Source organism: Microcoleus sp. AT9b-C3 (genome assembly GCF_036705485.1).
Taxonomy (GTDB): domain Bacteria; phylum Cyanobacteriota; class Cyanobacteriia; order Cyanobacteriales; family Microcoleaceae; genus Microcoleus.
In genome coordinates this window covers 1-16,389 of record NZ_JAUBUR010000035.1, presented here as the reverse complement: position 1 = coordinate 16,389, position 16,389 = coordinate 1, and the positions used below count along the sequence as shown (strand labels likewise).

The following is a 16,389-nucleotide window of genomic DNA, read 5'->3' as shown; positions in this document are numbered from 1 at the left end:
AAACGAAAGGCGCTTTTCCAGCAGATTCCGGCAGGGGTTTAAACCTGCCGAACTAAGGGTTTGACGCGCTTGCTGACACCCATGAAACCGCCGCTACCTACAAATAATCCCCACTCACTTTGGTCAATAAAAAGCTAAAATATAATCTAAAGTTATTCAGTCTTTTAAATCGCTTATGACTGCTGCTGCACCTTCTTCGATAAAAAACCGAACTCAGTACGAAGCCATTATCGGTCTTGAAACTCATTGTCAATTGAGTACGAATACTAAAATTTTCTCCAGTTCTTCTACAGAATTTGGCAATGCTCCAAATACTAACATTGACCCAATTTGTATGGGAATGCCTGGAGTGTTGCCAGTATTAAATCAAAAAGTGCTGGAGTATGCGGTGAAAGCAGGGCTGGCTCTCAACTGCTCCATCGCACCTTACAGTAAGTTTGACCGCAAGCAATATTTCTATCCCGATTTGCCGAAAAATTATCAAATTTCTCAGTTCGATTTGCCGATCGCTACTAACGGTTGGCTAGAAATTGAACTGGTGGATGAGACGGGAAATTCTACTAGAAAAAAAATCGGGATCACTCGCTTGCACATGGAGGAAGATGCCGGAAAATTGGTTCACGGCGGTAGCGATCGGCTCAGCGGTTCAACTTATTCAATGGTGGATTACAACCGCGCCGGTGTGCCTCTAATCGAAATTGTTTCGGAACCGGATTTGCGATCGGGCGCGGAAGCAGCCGAATACGGTCAAGAATTGCGCCGGATCGTGCGCTACATCGGTGTTGGCGACGGGAATATGCAGGAAGGTTCGCTGCGGTGCGACGTGAATATTTCGGTGCGCCCCGTGGGCAGAAAAGAGTTCGGCACGAAGGTGGAAATTAAAAATATGAACTCTTTTAATGCGATCGAACGGGCGATCGATTACGAGATCGAGCGGCAAATTCAAGCTGTGGAAAATGGCGAAACCATCGTCCAAGAAACCCGGCTTTGGGATGAAAACAAGCAGTGTACTTTCAGTATGCGGGTTAAGGAAGGTGCCAGCGATTATCGGTATTTCCCGGAACCGGATTTGCCTCCGATCAAAGTTTCTGCCGAGCAATTAGAGGATTGGAAAGCTCAACTGCCGGAATTGCCAGCAATGAAGCGCAATCGCTACGAAACTGAGCTCGGTCTTTCTCCCTATGACGCGCGGGTGCTGACTGACGACAAAGCGGTGGCGGAGTATTTTGAAAAATCGATCGCGGCCGGTGCTGTGGCTAAACAAGCTGCGAATTGGGTGATGGGCGATATTACTGCTTATCTGAAAAATGAGAAACTGGCGATCGCAGAAATTCCTTTCCAACCGCAGGATTTAGCCGAACTGCTGGGACTAATTGAGGCCGGTACGATCAGTGGCAAAATCGCTAAGGATATTTTGCCGGAGTTGCTGGCAAACGGTGGTTCGCCTCAGAAGTTCGTTGAGAGCAAGGGTTTGATTCAAATTTCGGATACAGGGGCGATCGATCGAGCGATCGATGCCGTGTTAGCCGCCAATCCCAAGGAGCTCGAACAGTACCGAGGCGGTAAAACTAAGCTGCTGGGCTTTTTTGTGGGCAAGGTGATGAAGGAAACGGGCGGCCGGGCCGATCCAAAATTGACCAATGAGCTGCTGGCGGCGAAGCTTAACGGCCCAGGTTAAGCAGTTTTTAAGGGGGGCGTGTAGCGGATACAGCGGCGGGCGAGCGGTTTTTCCTGAACTCGCCGCGATCCCTGGCTCGTAACTTTATAATTAATCTACATTTCTTTACAACATCTTCACGTTTGGGGGTGACACCCCTCATGCCGACCGTGTTATATTGTGTTATGTAGATGCACCCTGATGGCAGAGAGAGTTACTTAGGTAGCTCTCTCTTTTTTTTGTCTTTTTTTTTGCACGGACGTGAAAATACGGAGGGGGGAGAGGGGGATTTGCCATACCGATCCCCGATTACTGATTACCGATTAGCAATTACCGCTTTGAGTCGATTAATATCAACTTTAGTTATTAACTAATTTTGACATTATGAGCGAACAAGCTAGCGAGCTAATCAAGCAGGGGATTTCGCAATATCAGGCGCGTCAATTTGAGGCGGCGCTGGGTTCTTGGCAGGAAGCGCTGGCGCTGTATCGCTCAATGGACGATAAGCGCCGATCGGGTGCGGCGCTGGGTAATATGGGCGTAGCTTACGAAGCGCTGGGAAATTATGCTCAGGCGATCGACTGCTACCAGCAGCATTTGGTGTTAGCGCGGGAAATTGGCGATCGCCGGGGCGAGGCTAATGCTTTGGGAAATCTGGGCAATGCTAGCTGTGCTCTGGAGGATTTTTCTGGTGCTATTGATTACCAGAAACAGCGTTTGGCGATCGCGCGGGACACTGGCGACGGGCGCTCTGAGTTGGAAACTTTGGGCAATTTGGCGCTAGCTTACGATGCTAAGGGAGATTTGCCTGGTGCGATCGAATGCTATCACGAGCAGTTGTCGATCGCGCGCGCCTGCAAGGACGATCGCATTGAGCGCAATGCCCTCAAGAATTTGAAGCTTGCTTATAAGTATTTAGCAGATTACGAGAAGGCCGACGATTACCGACAGCAGCAATTGGCGATCGTCCGGGAACTGTTTTTAATTGATAAAAATAAGAGTTTTGTACAACTTGCAGAAACAGTTGGTTTGAATCCGATTGAGGATTTTGCTGGGGCTAATTTAAGCGGTTTTGACTTGCACTACGCTGATTTTAACGGTGCTGATTTGCGCGAAACCAACCTTCGAGGGGCAGATTTGACTTTGGCCGATCTCAGCGGTGCTTTGCTGAGCGCTGCTATTTTAATTGATGCTAATTTGTGCAATGCTAATTTGCGGGATGCTGAACTCAGCAGCGCCAATTTGAGCGGTGCTGATTTGCGGACAAAGCTGCCCCGTGCGAATTTGAGCGGTGCAAATTTAACCGGCGCCAATTTGAGCAGTGCTTATTTACCGAATGCGATTTTAGTAAATGCAAATTTGACAAATACTGATTTGAAGAATGCTGATTTAAGCGGTGTTAATTTGAGTGGTGCGAATTTAAACGGGGCTGATTTGAGCCGCGCTGATTTAAAAAATACGGTGGTTAAAAATGCGAAGTTTTTTGGTTGTCTGGGAATTTCTGACGCCGTGAAGGTTGAATTGACCGCACGGGGTGGATTTTTTGAGTAGAATTGGAAATGTTGGTAATTGTAGAGGGTAATAAAAGCTATGACTGCCGTAACTGCAAAACGATTCTCGATCGCCGAATATCACCGTTTGGGAGAACTGGGATTTTTCGCCCCCGATGACCGAGTTGAATTGATTCGCGGAGAAATTATCATTATGTCTGCTAAAGGTAGGCTGCACTCTTTTTGTAACAGTCTTTTAGTTGAGGAGTTAATCATTTTACTGGCAAGACGCGCTCGCGTGCGCGCACAAGAGCCAATTATTTTGTCTGATGATAGCGAACCAGAGCCTGATGTTGTGATTGCTCGCAATCGTGATGACAATTATTTATCTTCTCACCCGCAGCCTGCTGATATTTTGTTGGTAATTGAGGTTTCGGATTCTACGTTGAAGTACGATCGCACAACCAAGTTGCCTCTCTATGCTGAGACTGGGATTTCTAATTATTGGATATTTAATTTGGTTGATAATCAACTGGAAATGCACAGCGAACCTTATCAGAAACAAAACGGGAGTTATAGTTATCAATTGCAACGAGTTGTTTTGCCAAATCAGACGGTGGTAATTCCGGGTTTTCCAGAGTTGTCTCTAGATTTGTCTTCGGTATTTCCAGCCTAAGCTTCCTTCGATGATATAATGCAAAAGTGCGATGGCTACGCCCCGGCCCCGGCCTACGAACTCTTCACCAAAGTAGCACTATGACAGCTAAAACTCTCTCCCCGCCCGAACAAATTGTCCAACTATCGGGTATCAGTTGGCAAACCTACGAAACTTTGCTTGCCGAAATTGGCGATCGGCAAATTCGACTGACATATAATCGCGGCAATTTGAAAATTATGGTACCATCCCCAGAACACGAACTTTACAAAAAAGTAATGGGTCGATTTGTTGAAACCCTAGCAGAAGAATTGGAACTCAACATTGCCCCCCGGGGTTCAACAACTTTCAAGCGCCCTGAACTGAGCGGTGTAGAACCTGATGAATGTTTTTACATCCAAAATGTTAGTGCAGTTAAAGGCAAAAAAAGAATCGACATGAATCAAGATCCGCCGCCGGATTTAGTGGTAGAAATTGATATTACCAGTCGTTCCGAAAATAGCTTACAGGTTTATGCGGATCTGGGAGTGCCGGAAGTTTGGATTTATAATGGATCGCGGCTCAGAATCAACAGATTAGAAAATGGAGAATACGTTGAGGGCGAGATAAGTTTAGCATTTCCCAGCTTACCGATATTAGAGATTGTCAGATTTTTGGAACAAGCAGAAACAATGGAATATTTGGAATTAGTGAAAGCATTTCGGAATTGGGTAAAAAGCCAAATTCAGCAAAACTAATGAGTTGCAGCTCAAATTAAACAAAATTTACAATTGTGTCCACAAAAAAAAGCTGTATAGTGATAAAATAGAGATGATAAACTAATTTAAATATCAATTACAGGCTGGTAGTGCCAGCAATTCTACCCGATATGCGCTCGCTAGAGTCTCACAACAAATACCCAGATTGCTTGTGGATGCAATTAGAAGCAATTCCCCTGCCATCGGTTGCAGCCCAAACCCAGCAGCTAGACATTCACTTGAGCCTGAATTTTAACGAGCATTGGGAACCGCTACTCGGTGGCCGCGTCAAATTTGGTCTGCAAGGCGGAACGCTCAAACTCTATCTAGAAAACTGCGAAATACCCGTAGCCTCACGTCAGTTAGTCGGTTCTTTCAAGCTTTTGCCAATTCAAGAAACTCTGCCCATTCAAAGCAGTGCAGAAAATTTAGTAACCGAAAGTCAGCGGGGATTTCAGGGCGAGGAGAAGGCGGAAAAAATTAAGGAGACAGAGAGCATATTTTGTCACGTTTCCACAATCAGCGATGATACAACGCCAGCTTGGATTTTTTCAGTAGAACAGGGCAAATCAGTATTAAAAGGTTTGCTAAAAAATGCTAAGCTGGGAGAAATTTCTGGCAAAGAATTTCGGATGGCAGCCGCTTTTGAGGTTGCTAAAGAAGATATTAATCTCACAGATGCGGAGGGTTTGTGGCCGCACGATATCACGCCAAATCAACATTCTGTTTTAGAAAGAATCCTGACTATATACTTGCAACAACATAAACTCCAACCTGCCCTCAGTTGGGCGCTATTGTCCTACAATTTACCTCCGGTTGAACCGCGCGAAGTGGAAATTGTCCCGGAAGCTGAATCCCAATTGCAGGAAATGGTCGATCGCATTATTTCCGCTGAAACCGACACCTTTGTGGAGTTGGCAAAAATCGCCAATCTCAATCCAGCACTAGATTTCGCGGGTAGCAGCTTGCGCGGAACGACTTTAAGTGCAGTGGATTTTAGCAGCGCAAATCTCGATCGGGTAAATTTCCGGGGTGCAACCTTAAACGATGCCGATTTCAGCGACGCCAACCTGCAAAATGCCAAATTCGGCGGTGCAGATTTGAGTGGCGCTTTCTTAGGAAATGCTGATTTAAGCGGTGCAGATTTGCATAAAGCAAGTCTAGCTTTAGCTAACCTCAGCGGTGCCAATTTGAGTGGCGCAAATCTGCTGGAAGTGAACTTAACAAATACTAATTTCAGCGGTGCGAATGTCGAGTCAGCCAGATTCGGGAACAATTCAGGAATGGAGGAGGAGATGCAGGTGAATTTACAGCAGCGAGGGGCAATTTTTGAAGAGGTTTAGTCGGTAAGTGCGAATCCCTTTCATCCATCTTGCCACAAAAAGGGTGATCGCGATGTAAATAGTAAAATTTACTCTGGTTTACTGCTTGTGCTATAATTGAGTAAAAATCTTTGTAATTACCAATTGCTAAGCTAATGCAAGCTGAAAAAATATCAATTTCCTTATCACAATCGCTACTAAAGTTTATTGAAACTTACAAAATTGCTAAAGGATGCAAATCGCCCTCCCAAGTAATTGAAGTAGCTTTGGAATTGCTGCGAAATCAAGAATTAGAATCTGCTTACCGACAAGCATCTAGTGAAGTAGACTCCGCTTGGGATGTAACAGTTGGCGATGGATTGACAGATGAAACGTGGTGAAATTTACTACGCTAATCTCAGTCCTACGGTTGGTTCTGAGATAGATAAACGCCGTCCCGTATTGGTGGTGAGCAATGACGCTAATAACCGTGCTGCCAATACAGTTACAATTCTACCAATTACCTCTAATATAACCCGTGTCTACCATGCACGAGGTGTTGCTAAATCCAGAGGATAGCGGTTTGCCCAAACCTTCTAAAGTGCAAGCACAGCAAGTACGGACAATTTCTAAACAGCGCATCAGCAGCGATGTAGTAGGAAGTTTGAGTGAGGAAATCATGCAGTTGGTAAATGGTGCTCTCAAACTGCATTTAGAGGTTGATTAAGTGTCATATATCCGCAACATAACTTTTTCGGCGTTGCTGATCCGAAGTATGAAAACACAAACCAGATCCCCGACTTCTTTCTTGCCACTCGGATTTTCAGTAACTGAATTTGATTCAGAAGCCGGGGATCTGCCGGAAATCATACCGTTATTCAGCAACGCCCAGCGCGATCGCCCTTTTATCCATATCCCTCCATCGTGGCACGGGCGTCTCGCCTGTGCTTCCGAATCGGGTCAAAAAGAGCGATCGCCCTCCCAAACAAATTACCCCTCATCCTCCTGTAAAGGAGGACGCCCAGAAATCACAATAAATCCAACAGATTCGAGAGTCAGATTTGGGCGGCGAATACCATCTAACACCGCTTGACTCAACAAACTTTCCGTACTGATTTCCTCAGCTAAAACCGATTCTAAAAGTTGTTCGGATTTAGAAAGTCGATTCAAGCGCAACTGCAATTGATTCACCCGGTTTTCGAGTTGGATAGCAGCCGTGACAGCAGATCGATCGCACATTTCCACAAAAGCCGATCGCCCGCGCAGCAATTTCTCCGATACCACCCGTCCCTTTTGACAAAAATCATCCCATTCTAGCGGATCGACAAAACTGTCAATCAGCGACGTGCGATTTTTCGACAAATTGTAATCCCGATTCTGCCCGCCTTTCCCCTTATAAGCCCGCTGCAAAATCGCCAGAATTTCCGCATCTTCCACTAGAGACATTTCTTCGCTGCGAGCATCTACAAACACAGTTTCAAAAATGGGCAGAAACAAAGAATCAGCGCGGCGCTGCAAAGCTTTCAAGTTGTAATTTTCGATATTTTGTGCTTGCAAAACTTGCTCGGCCGGCTGCACATCAGTCTGGATTGAATAATTAAACTGAAAGCCAAACCACTCCTTCCCGGGCGCAGCATCCCAAGTTTCATCATGCCGCCACATGGCAAAAGCTTGACCGCGATCGTCCCAGCGAATATAAGAGCCAAGTGCATCGATCAATCCCTCACCAATGCGGTAAAGAGCAACATCCGCATTCTGATAAGCAATCCGGCGATTGTAACTACCATATTGCTGGCAATAAGGAACCAATCTGGTCATCAAATCGTTCGAGGGAATTAACGTTTTTTGAGTAGGTTTATAGCGCATCAACCCCGATACACTCGGATGTTCGATTTGTTTGAAGTGAAGAGCTTGACACAACCAACCTTCAGTAGCCCGCTGCATTTCTTTATGCTTAGCATCGCAGTTGTCGAGAGATTCAAAATACTGAGATGCGCTGTCATCAAGAGTATCAATTTCATCGAGAACGTACTGTTCGTCAATTTTGATTTTCTCTTGTTCGATTTCAGTTTTAATCGCTTCGATTTCGCTTGATAAGCCCTTGCCTCCCTCCGCAAACAACTTTTCTTCAAGTTTGAGAAGTTTTTCCTCAGCATAAAACTGAAGGCTGGCAATAGATTTGTTGAAGATATCAAACCCATCTTTTAAAACTTGAAACCAAGCTTCGTGGGGACTCTCTGGCAAATCCGGGCCTGCAAACAAACAAAATTGCACTCCCATTTTGCTGCCAATGCGATCGACTCTGCCGAGTCTTTGTTCTAACTGGTTGGGAAACCACGGCAAATCGAAGTGAACTAACCAATCTGTCACTTGTAGATTTACCCCTACTTCCGCCGATCGATCGCACACTAAGATAAAACAATGCGGTTCAGTCTTAAACCGCTTGAGACTAGCCTCAACATCATCAGCCGATTTGCTCGTGTCATGGCTGGCGATCGCATTTTTACCAAAGATTTTAGCTAAATTTTCCGCAATCTCTTTACAAGTTGCAGTAAAACTGGTAAAAATCACAATCTTCGGAAAACGCTCGCCCGGAATCGGCCGTTTAATTTGCTGTTGAATTCTCGACAGCAAATCGCGAGGTTTGCTGTGATACTCGCGCGGAACCTTCAAAGCAACTGCGAGAAATCGGAGAATCGCGATTCGTAACAAACTCAGTCGATCGAGTCCTTCCTGGGGCTTTTCCAGGGTGTTGAGCAAGGTTTCCAGCATTTCCCTTTCTTCGGGAAACAGCGCCGTTTTGGTCAAAATTGCCGTGTCATTTTGTCCAAATTCGCGATCGAGTTCTGGAGTCGATTTTTTCTGCAAACGAGCTTTGACAACCCGTTCTAAAACATTCAGCCAAGTACCAGAAGCGCGGAAAAACAGCAGAAAAATTCTCTGATATTCGCTCGACTTGGGAGCGACTGTGCGCCATTTATCGAGTACGGTTTGAATTTCCGACCACTGTTCATCATTCAGGTCATACTCAGTTTTGGGGACAGCATCTCGGTCGAAAATCACATCCTCAACCGCATCGCGGCGGTTGCGAAGGATGCGGCGGTGCAGGCGGTAAGTATCGCTAACGTGAGTGCGGATATTTCGGACAAGCCGAGCCTGTTCGGCGGTTTCTTTAGTTTTCAAACAACCTTCTAACTCTGTTGCTAAGCCGATTAAATAATCATCTTTAGCAAAAATAGTGCGAAGTTGAGCGAGTTTTGCTTGCAAAACAGCAGGCTTGGCATTTTCTCGAAAATCTAGCAAAGCGCGACCGATTTCTTGACGGTTTTGCACCTGTTCTTTGAAGCTGTCCAGGTCATCAAGACGGTAAGTTGTGGGATCTAGCAAGTGCAGCATCGTTAGAAAATCTTGCTCGCGGCCGAGAACTGGCGTTGCAGATAATAACAATACATTTTTGCTTTTCTGAGCTAGTTTCTGACAAAGTTCAAACGACTGCTGCTGAGTACGATCGCTCGAATGTGCCATTGCTGCCACATCATGCGCTTCATCAACAATCAGAAAATCTAGGTTAGCGTTGCGGCTAACTTGATTGATTTCGCTAACAGCAACAAGCTGCACTCTGTCAGCAAAATGAGACAAATAGAATTTATTTTCCAACTCCTGCCGCCACTGTTCGAGCAAGTATTTGGGAACGATAACAACCGCGCGCCCGTTGGGTTCGTCTAGCAGAAATTGGCGGAGAATTGTCCCGGCTTCTACTGTTTTTCCTAGTCCTGGTTCGTCTGCTAATAAATAGCGCACGATAGGGTCTTCTAGGACGCGCCGGACGACTTCAACTTGGTGCGGATAGAGGTCTATGTTAGCAGAAATTAAACCGGTCATGCCGCGGCTGACGGCCCGCTGTTCGATCGCAGATTGAACGAATGCCAATCGGCGATCGTGAAAATACGGCGTTTCTTGGCCTTTGACTGCTAAAATGTCGATCGGATCGGCGATCGGGATATTGCAGCGAACGTAAAGTTCGCTTTCAACAGCTTGCAAACTTTGGCTGTCGGGGAGGTCAATTTCGTACTCTAATTTATCTTCATCCCAATCATAAACTCGCCCAATTATCCATCTTTCCTGAGTGGTACTCCAGAGGTAGCACCGGGTTTGGCGCTGAAGTCTGGCTTCTTGCAGCAAGCCCAAGGGTACAGTTTTGCGGATGCGGTTTTTAACTGAGCAAAAATATTCAACTACCGCCTCGGTACGCGATACCTCGACAACTTTTCCGACTCCCAAATCGTTTCTGGGCGATCGAACTAACGAACCAACATCAATCATAGTTTTAGCGTGATAACATTTACTAGAATACAGTAAATCCTTTCATGTTAAAATTTTTAGCAATCGGCAATTTTTGCGCGGATCACTTTTCTAGTCCCATGACAGTCAATCTGGTATTGTGAAAGGAATCTGTTTAGCATTGCTAACATTTTAGTAATTGAATAAATATGCTGACAGCGAATAAGAATAAGTAATTACGAGAAAGGAAAAATAACGCCGGGATTACCGGATTCCCATTTCGGGTATTTCTGCATAACACTTGCATAAATTTCAGACTCTGTAAACCCTGCTAACCAAGCTTGTAGCTGTGGCCAAGGCTGTTCGTTAAACCAAGCTGGGTCGGTATGAGCAAATTGACGAACAAAAGGTGCGATCGCCATATCAGCTAATGCTACATTGTTACCAAATAAATATTTAGTTGCTCTTAACTGTGAGTTGAGTTTGTCGAGAAATAAAGAACCTTCATAACGATGTACTTGGGCATCAACACCGGGATAACGAGCGGGGTACTTATAACGGTCAAGATGATATTTAAATCTATCATCAAATAGAGCGATTAGTTCCAGCATTTCTGCAACAGAACCTTGCTGTGGCATCAACCATTTTTCAGGATCGTGTTGTCTCAATGCCCACAACATGATATCGATACTTTGATCGAGTACCCGCCCGTCAACATCAATTAATATTGGTACTGTACCTTTGGCAGATACCTCCAACATTTCTTGTGGTTTGTCTCGCAAAACAACTTCCCGTAACTCACACACCCGATTGCTAACCATCAAGGCCAAGCGCGCGCGCATAGCATAGGGACAGCGGCGGAAGGAATACAAAATCGGGTATATTGCTGACATATAATATCAATTCCGGTTACACCGGAATTATTGTTGACTGTTGACGGTTGACTGTTGACTCGATTTTATTAGGCCGATGCAACGGGAAACGATATAATTAGTCGATCGCGCGATCGGGTTTTTCGGGTCCCAAACCCGGTTTTTTCGTAGATTTATTGTCGCTAAACAAGATTTTTCCTAGAAACGGGGTTTCTTGGAGTTTAGTGAATAATAATATTAGTCGATCGCACCATCTACTTTTTCCTTCGCATCGTAGCGCGCGCCTATATGTACTTGGTTGCGACGCTTAGCAAGCTCAATCTGACGTTGACGTTCAGATAAGGCTTGTTTTTTGGTTTCAGTTTTTGAGTCATGACAATGAGGACAACTCACACCAAGTACAAATAATTCAGAAGCCTTATCTTCCTGACTAATCGGGTGACGACAACCGCGACAAAGTTCATAGTTTCCCGGCTTTAACCCCTGACCCACAGAAACCCGTTCATCAAAGACAAAACATTCGCCTTCCCAACGAGTTTCTGCTTCCGGCACTGTTTCCAAATATTTTAAAATTCCGCCTTCGAGATGATAGACTTCCTCAAAACCTTGACTACGCAAAAAAGCCGTAGATTTCTCGCAGCGAATACCACCCGTGCAAAACATTGCTATTTTGGGTTTATCGCGTAAAGCAGCTTCTTGCAGCGCCCATTCCGGTAACTCAGAAAAGCTTTTTGTTTTTGGATTAATAGCGCCTTCAAAAGTACCCATAGATACCTCGAAGTCGTTACGAACATCAACCACGACAACATCGGGATCGTCAAGCAGCTTATTCCACTCATCAGGCTTAACATATTTGCCAGCCATGAGGCGGGGATTAATGTCCGGTACTCCCATCGTGACGATTTCGCGCTTCAAGCGTATTTTCAGGCGGTAAAAAGGTGCTTTTTCCGAGAAAGATTCCTTGTGTACAAGATCCGCAAAACGCGGGTCACTACGCAAGAATGCCAGCACTGCGTGTACGCCTTCGGATGAGCCTGCGATCGTGCCATTAATGCCTTCAGAGGCGAGTAAGATAGTGCCTTTGACGTTGTTTTTGTTGCAACAATCGAGTAGCGGTGCTTTCAGGTCAGCAAAATCAGGTAGTTCAACGAACTTATATAAAGCAGCGGTTAAGAAATAAGCCATAGATTGAATTTATAGCACTAATTAATTTTCATATAAATATGAAAATTCAGTCAAAGCGGACGGTGGGACTCGAACCCACGACGTTCAGCATGGGAAGCTGACATTCTACCACTGAATTACGCCCGCGCTTAGTGTTTTTTACCTGTTTTCACCTTGTTTCATTGTGGAGGCCGATCGGTAAAAAACGACTAGAAAAACATTGTACAACTATTTTCTGATTTTGAGTATAGCATTTTGACAATCAATTTTGGCCGATCGCCGATCGCACGTCCAGCCAAAAAAAGTCCTGCGTTTGGTGCAGGACTTATACTTCTATTCTTCAGTCCGCTTGGAGTGGACATCGTTTGTGTAGCTGCGGTTTCAACCGCCGAGGCTATTGGAGAAACGATCGGGCGATCGATCGCCCTCACCTCTTAGACGAAGCGCAAAGAGTTGCTGTCAATAGCCAGGAAAGAAACTGATTGGACGATCGCAATCAATTCATCGGCGCCCGAAGTCTTCTTGAAAATAGCGGTTCCAGCAGGCAATCCTTCGGGCGAAGCACCTAACTGGTAAGTGCTAGGAGCACCTTGAAGTTGCAGGATATCTTCACTCGGGTTGAAACCGACAATCAAAGCGTAGTCGCCTGCGCCAGTGCCCGTATCGTTGCCATCGTTGTAGTAGAACTTGGTGGCATCTCCCAGCAAGAAAGTATCATTGCCTTCTGCACCAATCAGGGTATCGATTTCGCCTAGCCCTGGGTTAGCAGCAACTCCGTCAACGCCACTGAGAATGTCGTTGCCTTCTTTGGCATAGAGGAAATCGTTGCCAGTACCGCCCAGCAAAGCATCATTATCTTTACCGCCGTACAGGGAGTCATTACCAGCGTCGCCGGCTAACGTATTGTTGCCGAGATCGCCGCTGATGGCATCGTTACCGCCGCCGCCATACAAGAAGTCATCACCTTTTCCTCCTAACTCGATATCGTTACCGTCGCCTCCAATCACGGTGTCATTGCCGTCATTGCCAAAGAGGAGATCGTTGCCGTCGTCGCCCAATAAGGCATCGTCTCCTTTGCCTCCGAAGAATGTGTTGTTTTCGCTATTGCCGATTAAGGTGTCGTTGCCTTTGTTGCCGTAGACGGGACTGTTAGCGTCGATCGCAATAATCACGTCATTGCTGTTGCTGCCGATATTCCCTGACGCTGAGCCTGTCGGTGCGGGTGCGCTTGTGACTGTGAGTGCGATCGGAAGTGCGATCGTCACAGGCGATGCGGGAGTGAAAACGGGTGTAGGTGTTGTAGCCGGTGTGGGCGTCGTAACCGGTGTGGGTATCGGTGTGGGTGGCAGCGGTGGGAGTGCAACCGGTGTTGGCGCGGTGGGTGTTGGCGCAGTGGGTGTCGGCGCGGTGGGTGTTGGCGCGGTGGGTGTTGGCGCGGTGGGTGTGGGCGCAGTGGGTGTGGGCGCAGTGGGTGTGGGCGCAGTGGCCTCTGGTAAATTAGCTGTGAGAATCTCCGTACCAGAGAGGTTGCCCACAGTTTCGATAAAGCCAGCACCTTCGACAGTCGCCGATGCACCGAAGAAGTCGGCAATTACAATGTCATCCGTAGCCCTGACAATTCCGTCTTTATTGATGTCAATCACTAAATTAGTGCCTTGTCGGGTCAAGCCTGTATTTCCCGATGACAACGACAGCGACAGCGTAGGGCTGGTACTGATATTACCGTTAAAAGTAACGAAATCTAGGTGATCAATCCCACCTGTATCCTGAATCGAAATTTGATTGGTCCCCTGATCCTGTCGGATTTGATAGAGATCGTTACCTACACCGCCTCGCAGCACACTGCCATTGCCAAAGTTGGTATAGAGCGTATCATCGCCAGCACCCCCTTCCAAGGTGCTACCATCACTACCACTGAGATAGTCATTGCCGTCTCCTCCTAAGACGACGCTCTTGAAGCTACCCAAGAGGCTGTCATTACCCGCACCGCCCTCCAAATTTGAGCCGTTTACCAGCGTGTCATCTCCATCACCACCGGCCAGGCTATCCTTGCCAGCGAAACCTCCATCCAGAAAGTCGTTGCCGATACCTCCATCCAGGGTGTCATCGACATTGCCGCCAAGAAGGCTGTCATTTCCGCCACCGCCACTGAGGCTGTTGTTTCCTCCGCCGCCGAGCAAGCTGTCGTTGCCCTCTAAGCCAGTGATGGTGTCATTGCCCTCCAGCCCTGAGATGTTGTCATTACTGGCAGTGCCGGTGAGGTTATCGTTGCCTGCTGTTCCCGTTATGCCACTGGTTCCGGGTGCTATCGTAGCCTCAGTCAGATTAGCCGCGAGAATCTCCGTACCAGAGAGGTTGCCCACAGTTTCTATGAAGCCAGCACCTTCAACAGTCGCCGATGCACCGAAGAAGTCTAAAATCACCACCTCCTCCCCAGTCCTGACTATGCCGTCTTGATTGATGTCAATCACTAAATTAGTACCTTGTCGGGTCAAGCCTGTATTTCCCGATGACAACGACAGGGATAGGGCTGGGCTGGTACTGATATTACCGTTGAAGTCAACAAAATCTAAGCCATCGATGCCACCTGTATCCTGAATTTGAAGTGGAATCTTCCCGTTATCCGGCAGGAGATAGCGATCATTACCTGCACCGCCTCGCAACACAGAGCTAAATCCGGCAAGGGTATCATCGCCAGCACCCCCTTCTAAGGTGCTTTGACTACCACGGAGAAAGTCATTGCCGTCTCCCCCTAACAGGAGGCTTGGGAAGTTAGCAAAGAGGCTGTCATTACCCGCACCACCATCCAAAGTTGAAGAGGCGTCATTGCTGCCTTGGAGCGTGTCATCTCCATCGCCACCAGCCAGACTGTCTTTGCCACTGAAACCTCCATTCAAAAAGTCATTGCCGACACCCCCATCCAAGGTGTCATTGCCGTCATCGCCAAGCAGGCTGTCATTGCCTCCACCTCCACTGAGGTTGTCGTTTCCTGCACCGCCAAACAAGGTATCGTTGCCATCTAAGCCAGCGATGGTGTCATTACCGTCAAGCACTGTAATGTTGTCATTGCCGACAGTGCCTGTGAGGTTATCGTCACCGGGAGTACCGGTGATTGCATTGGTTCCTGATGCCGCCGTAGCCTCAGTTAGATTAGCAGCGAGAATTGCCGCACCCGTGAGGCTGCCCACATTTTCGATGAAGCCAGCACCTTCGACAGTCGCCGATGCACCGAAGAAGTCGGAAATTACAATGTCATCCGCCGCCCTGACGATGCCGTCTTTGTTGATGTCAATCAGTAAACTCGTGCCTTGTCGAGTCAAGCCTATATTTCCGGATGACAATGACAACGACATGGACAGGGTAGGACTGGTACTGATATCGATGCCAAAATCATCAACAAAGTCTAAGCGATCGATGCCACCTGTATCCTGAATTTGCAGTTGATTCTGGCTAAAATCCCGCAGGAGATAGCGATCGTTGCCTGCACCACCTCGCACCACCCTCCCACTGCCAAATCCGGCAAGCGTATCATCGCCAGCACCCCCTTCTAAGGTGCTATCACGATCACTACTGAGATAGTCATTGCCGTCTCCTGCTAAGAGGAGGCTATTGAAGCTACCAAAGAGGCGGTCATTGCCCGCACCGCTATCTAAAATGCTAGAGCCACCGCCGCCTTGGAGCGAGTCATCTCCATCGCCACCAGCCAGACTAATTTTGCCGAAACCTCCACTCAGAAAGTCGTTGCCGATGCCTCCATCTAGGGTGTTATCGCCGTCATCACCAAGCAGGCTGTCATTGCCCCCACCCCCACTGAGGTTGTCGTTTCCTGCACCGCCTAGCAAGCTGTCGTTGCCATCTAAGCCAGCGAGGGTGTCATTGCCCTCAAGCCCTGAGATGTTGTCATTCTCAGGCCCGCCGATGAGATTGTCATTTGTCAATGTACCAGTCAATACTGCCAATGTTTTTTCCTGCTTACGGTAAACAGGCGAGGGCTAATTTTACTTAGCTACTACGCCCTAATTATCTATCAGTGCTTTTTCCCCAAAATTATGCAAACTTTCCAAAAAACTTTTTTTAGCCAAAATTTGTTTCATTTTCGACAAAAAATGCGATTTATAATAGCATCTGGTAAGGTAAAACACAATATTTTTATTAACTATAGCAATCCTAAATCATTATCAAGACTATGATACAATTATATGCAATACTCGATCGTGAATAAAAAAATGAAT

At 46.8% G+C, this 16,389-nt stretch carries 13 protein-coding genes and 1 tRNA gene; 9 read left to right on the top strand and 5 right to left on the bottom strand.

Annotation, left to right across the window (positions count from 1 at the left end; all coding sequences use genetic code 11):
- Nucleotides 1-175: 175 nt before the first annotated feature.
- From gatB to QUB77_RS25030, 8 genes are all read left to right on the top strand, one after another.
- The gene (gene gatB, locus QUB77_RS25065) at nt 176-1,678 is read left to right on the top strand and encodes an Asp-tRNA(Asn)/Glu-tRNA(Gln) amidotransferase subunit GatB (RefSeq protein WP_333178215.1); all 1,503 of its coding nucleotides are present in this window, start codon (nt 176-178) and stop codon (nt 1,676-1,678) included.
- Between the two features lie 363 nt (nt 1,679-2,041).
- Nucleotides 2,042-3,208, top strand: coding sequence for a pentapeptide repeat-containing protein (locus QUB77_RS25060; protein WP_333178218.1), 1,167 nt, complete (start codon nt 2,042-2,044; stop codon nt 3,206-3,208).
- A 39-nt stretch (nt 3,209-3,247) separates the two neighbouring features.
- Entirely contained in the window at nt 3,248-3,823 is a 576-nt protein-coding gene (locus QUB77_RS25055; RefSeq protein WP_333178221.1) for a Uma2 family endonuclease, read from the top strand.
- Between the two features lie 80 nt (nt 3,824-3,903).
- Nucleotides 3,904-4,539, top strand: coding sequence for a Uma2 family endonuclease (locus QUB77_RS25050; RefSeq protein WP_333178224.1), 636 nt, complete (start codon nt 3,904-3,906; stop codon nt 4,537-4,539).
- A gap of 110 nt (nt 4,540-4,649) precedes the next feature.
- Complete coding sequence (locus QUB77_RS25045) at nt 4,650-5,882, top strand: pentapeptide repeat-containing protein (protein WP_333178227.1); 1,233 nt, start codon at nt 4,650-4,652, stop codon at nt 5,880-5,882.
- 134 nt (nt 5,883-6,016) lie between these two features.
- A complete protein-coding gene (locus QUB77_RS25040) occupies nt 6,017-6,241 on the top strand; it encodes a CopG family transcriptional regulator (RefSeq protein ID WP_333178229.1) in 225 nt (74 codons plus the stop codon).
- Nucleotides 6,228-6,419 (top strand): type II toxin-antitoxin system PemK/MazF family toxin, encoded by a 192-nt coding sequence (locus tag QUB77_RS25035; protein WP_333178231.1) that lies wholly within the window; start codon nt 6,228-6,230, stop codon nt 6,417-6,419. Before QUB77_RS25040 ends, QUB77_RS25035 begins: the two co-directional genes overlap by 14 nt.
- Nucleotides 6,388-6,567 (top strand): type II toxin-antitoxin system PemK/MazF family toxin, encoded by a 180-nt coding sequence (locus QUB77_RS25030; protein WP_333178254.1) that lies wholly within the window; start codon nt 6,388-6,390, stop codon nt 6,565-6,567. Before QUB77_RS25035 ends, QUB77_RS25030 begins: the two co-directional genes overlap by 32 nt.
- Nucleotides 6,568-6,830: 263 nt before the next feature.
- Here QUB77_RS25030 and dpdE read toward each other — a convergent pair whose 3' ends face one another.
- From dpdE to QUB77_RS25010, 4 genes are all read right to left on the bottom strand, one after another.
- A complete protein-coding gene (gene dpdE / locus QUB77_RS25025; RefSeq protein ID WP_333178234.1) occupies nt 6,831-10,163 on the bottom strand; it encodes a protein DpdE in 3,333 nt (1,110 codons plus the stop codon).
- Nucleotides 10,164-10,357: 194 nt separating this feature from the next.
- Nucleotides 10,358-11,014: a glutathione S-transferase gene (locus tag QUB77_RS25020; RefSeq protein ID WP_333178237.1), complete on the bottom strand. Its 657-nt coding sequence runs from the start codon at nt 11,012-11,014 to the stop codon at nt 10,358-10,360.
- 216 nt (nt 11,015-11,230) lie between these two features.
- The gene (gene trhO, locus QUB77_RS25015) at nt 11,231-12,178 is read right to left on the bottom strand and encodes an oxygen-dependent tRNA uridine(34) hydroxylase TrhO (protein WP_333178240.1); all 948 of its coding nucleotides are present in this window, start codon (nt 12,176-12,178) and stop codon (nt 11,231-11,233) included.
- Between the two features lie 54 nt (nt 12,179-12,232).
- A tRNA-Gly gene (locus QUB77_RS25010) sits at nt 12,233-12,304 on the bottom strand.
- A gap of 108 nt (nt 12,305-12,412) precedes the next feature.
- On the opposite strand from QUB77_RS25010, the gene QUB77_RS25005 reads away from it, so the two are divergent.
- On the top strand, nt 12,413-12,595 hold the full coding sequence (locus QUB77_RS25005) for a hypothetical protein (protein WP_333178243.1): 183 nt from the start codon (nt 12,413-12,415) through the stop codon (nt 12,593-12,595).
- On the opposite strand, the gene QUB77_RS25000 is transcribed toward QUB77_RS25005, so the two are convergent.
- Nucleotides 12,592-16,116 carry a calcium-binding protein gene (locus tag QUB77_RS25000; RefSeq protein ID WP_333178245.1) on the bottom strand — a complete coding sequence of 1,175 codons (3,525 nt, stop codon included), beginning with the start codon at nt 16,114-16,116 and terminating at the stop codon, nt 12,592-12,594. The genes QUB77_RS25005 and QUB77_RS25000 overlap by 4 nt on opposite strands.
- Nucleotides 16,117-16,389 lie beyond the last annotated feature (273 nt).

Coding starts and splice junctions, on each gene's coding strand:
- QUB77_RS25035 (WP_333178231.1), top strand. CDS start 6,228: ATGAAACGTGGTGAAATTTACTACGCTAATCTCAGTCCTACGGTTGGT.
- gatB (WP_333178215.1), top strand. CDS start 176: ATGACTGCTGCTGCACCTTCTTCGATAAAAAACCGAACTCAGTACGAA.
- QUB77_RS25055 (WP_333178221.1), top strand. CDS start 3,248: ATGACTGCCGTAACTGCAAAACGATTCTCGATCGCCGAATATCACCGT.
- QUB77_RS25060 (WP_333178218.1), top strand. CDS start 2,042: ATGAGCGAACAAGCTAGCGAGCTAATCAAGCAGGGGATTTCGCAATAT.
- trhO (WP_333178240.1), bottom strand. CDS start 12,178: ATGGCTTATTTCTTAACCGCTGCTTTATATAAGTTCGTTGAACTACCT.
- dpdE (WP_333178234.1), bottom strand. CDS start 10,163: ATGATTGATGTTGGTTCGTTAGTTCGATCGCCCAGAAACGATTTGGGA.
- QUB77_RS25030 (WP_333178254.1), top strand. CDS start 6,388: ATGCACGAGGTGTTGCTAAATCCAGAGGATAGCGGTTTGCCCAAACCT.
- QUB77_RS25050 (WP_333178224.1), top strand. CDS start 3,904: ATGACAGCTAAAACTCTCTCCCCGCCCGAACAAATTGTCCAACTATCG.
- QUB77_RS25020 (WP_333178237.1), bottom strand. CDS start 11,014: ATGTCAGCAATATACCCGATTTTGTATTCCTTCCGCCGCTGTCCCTAT.
- QUB77_RS25040 (WP_333178229.1), top strand. CDS start 6,017: ATGCAAGCTGAAAAAATATCAATTTCCTTATCACAATCGCTACTAAAG.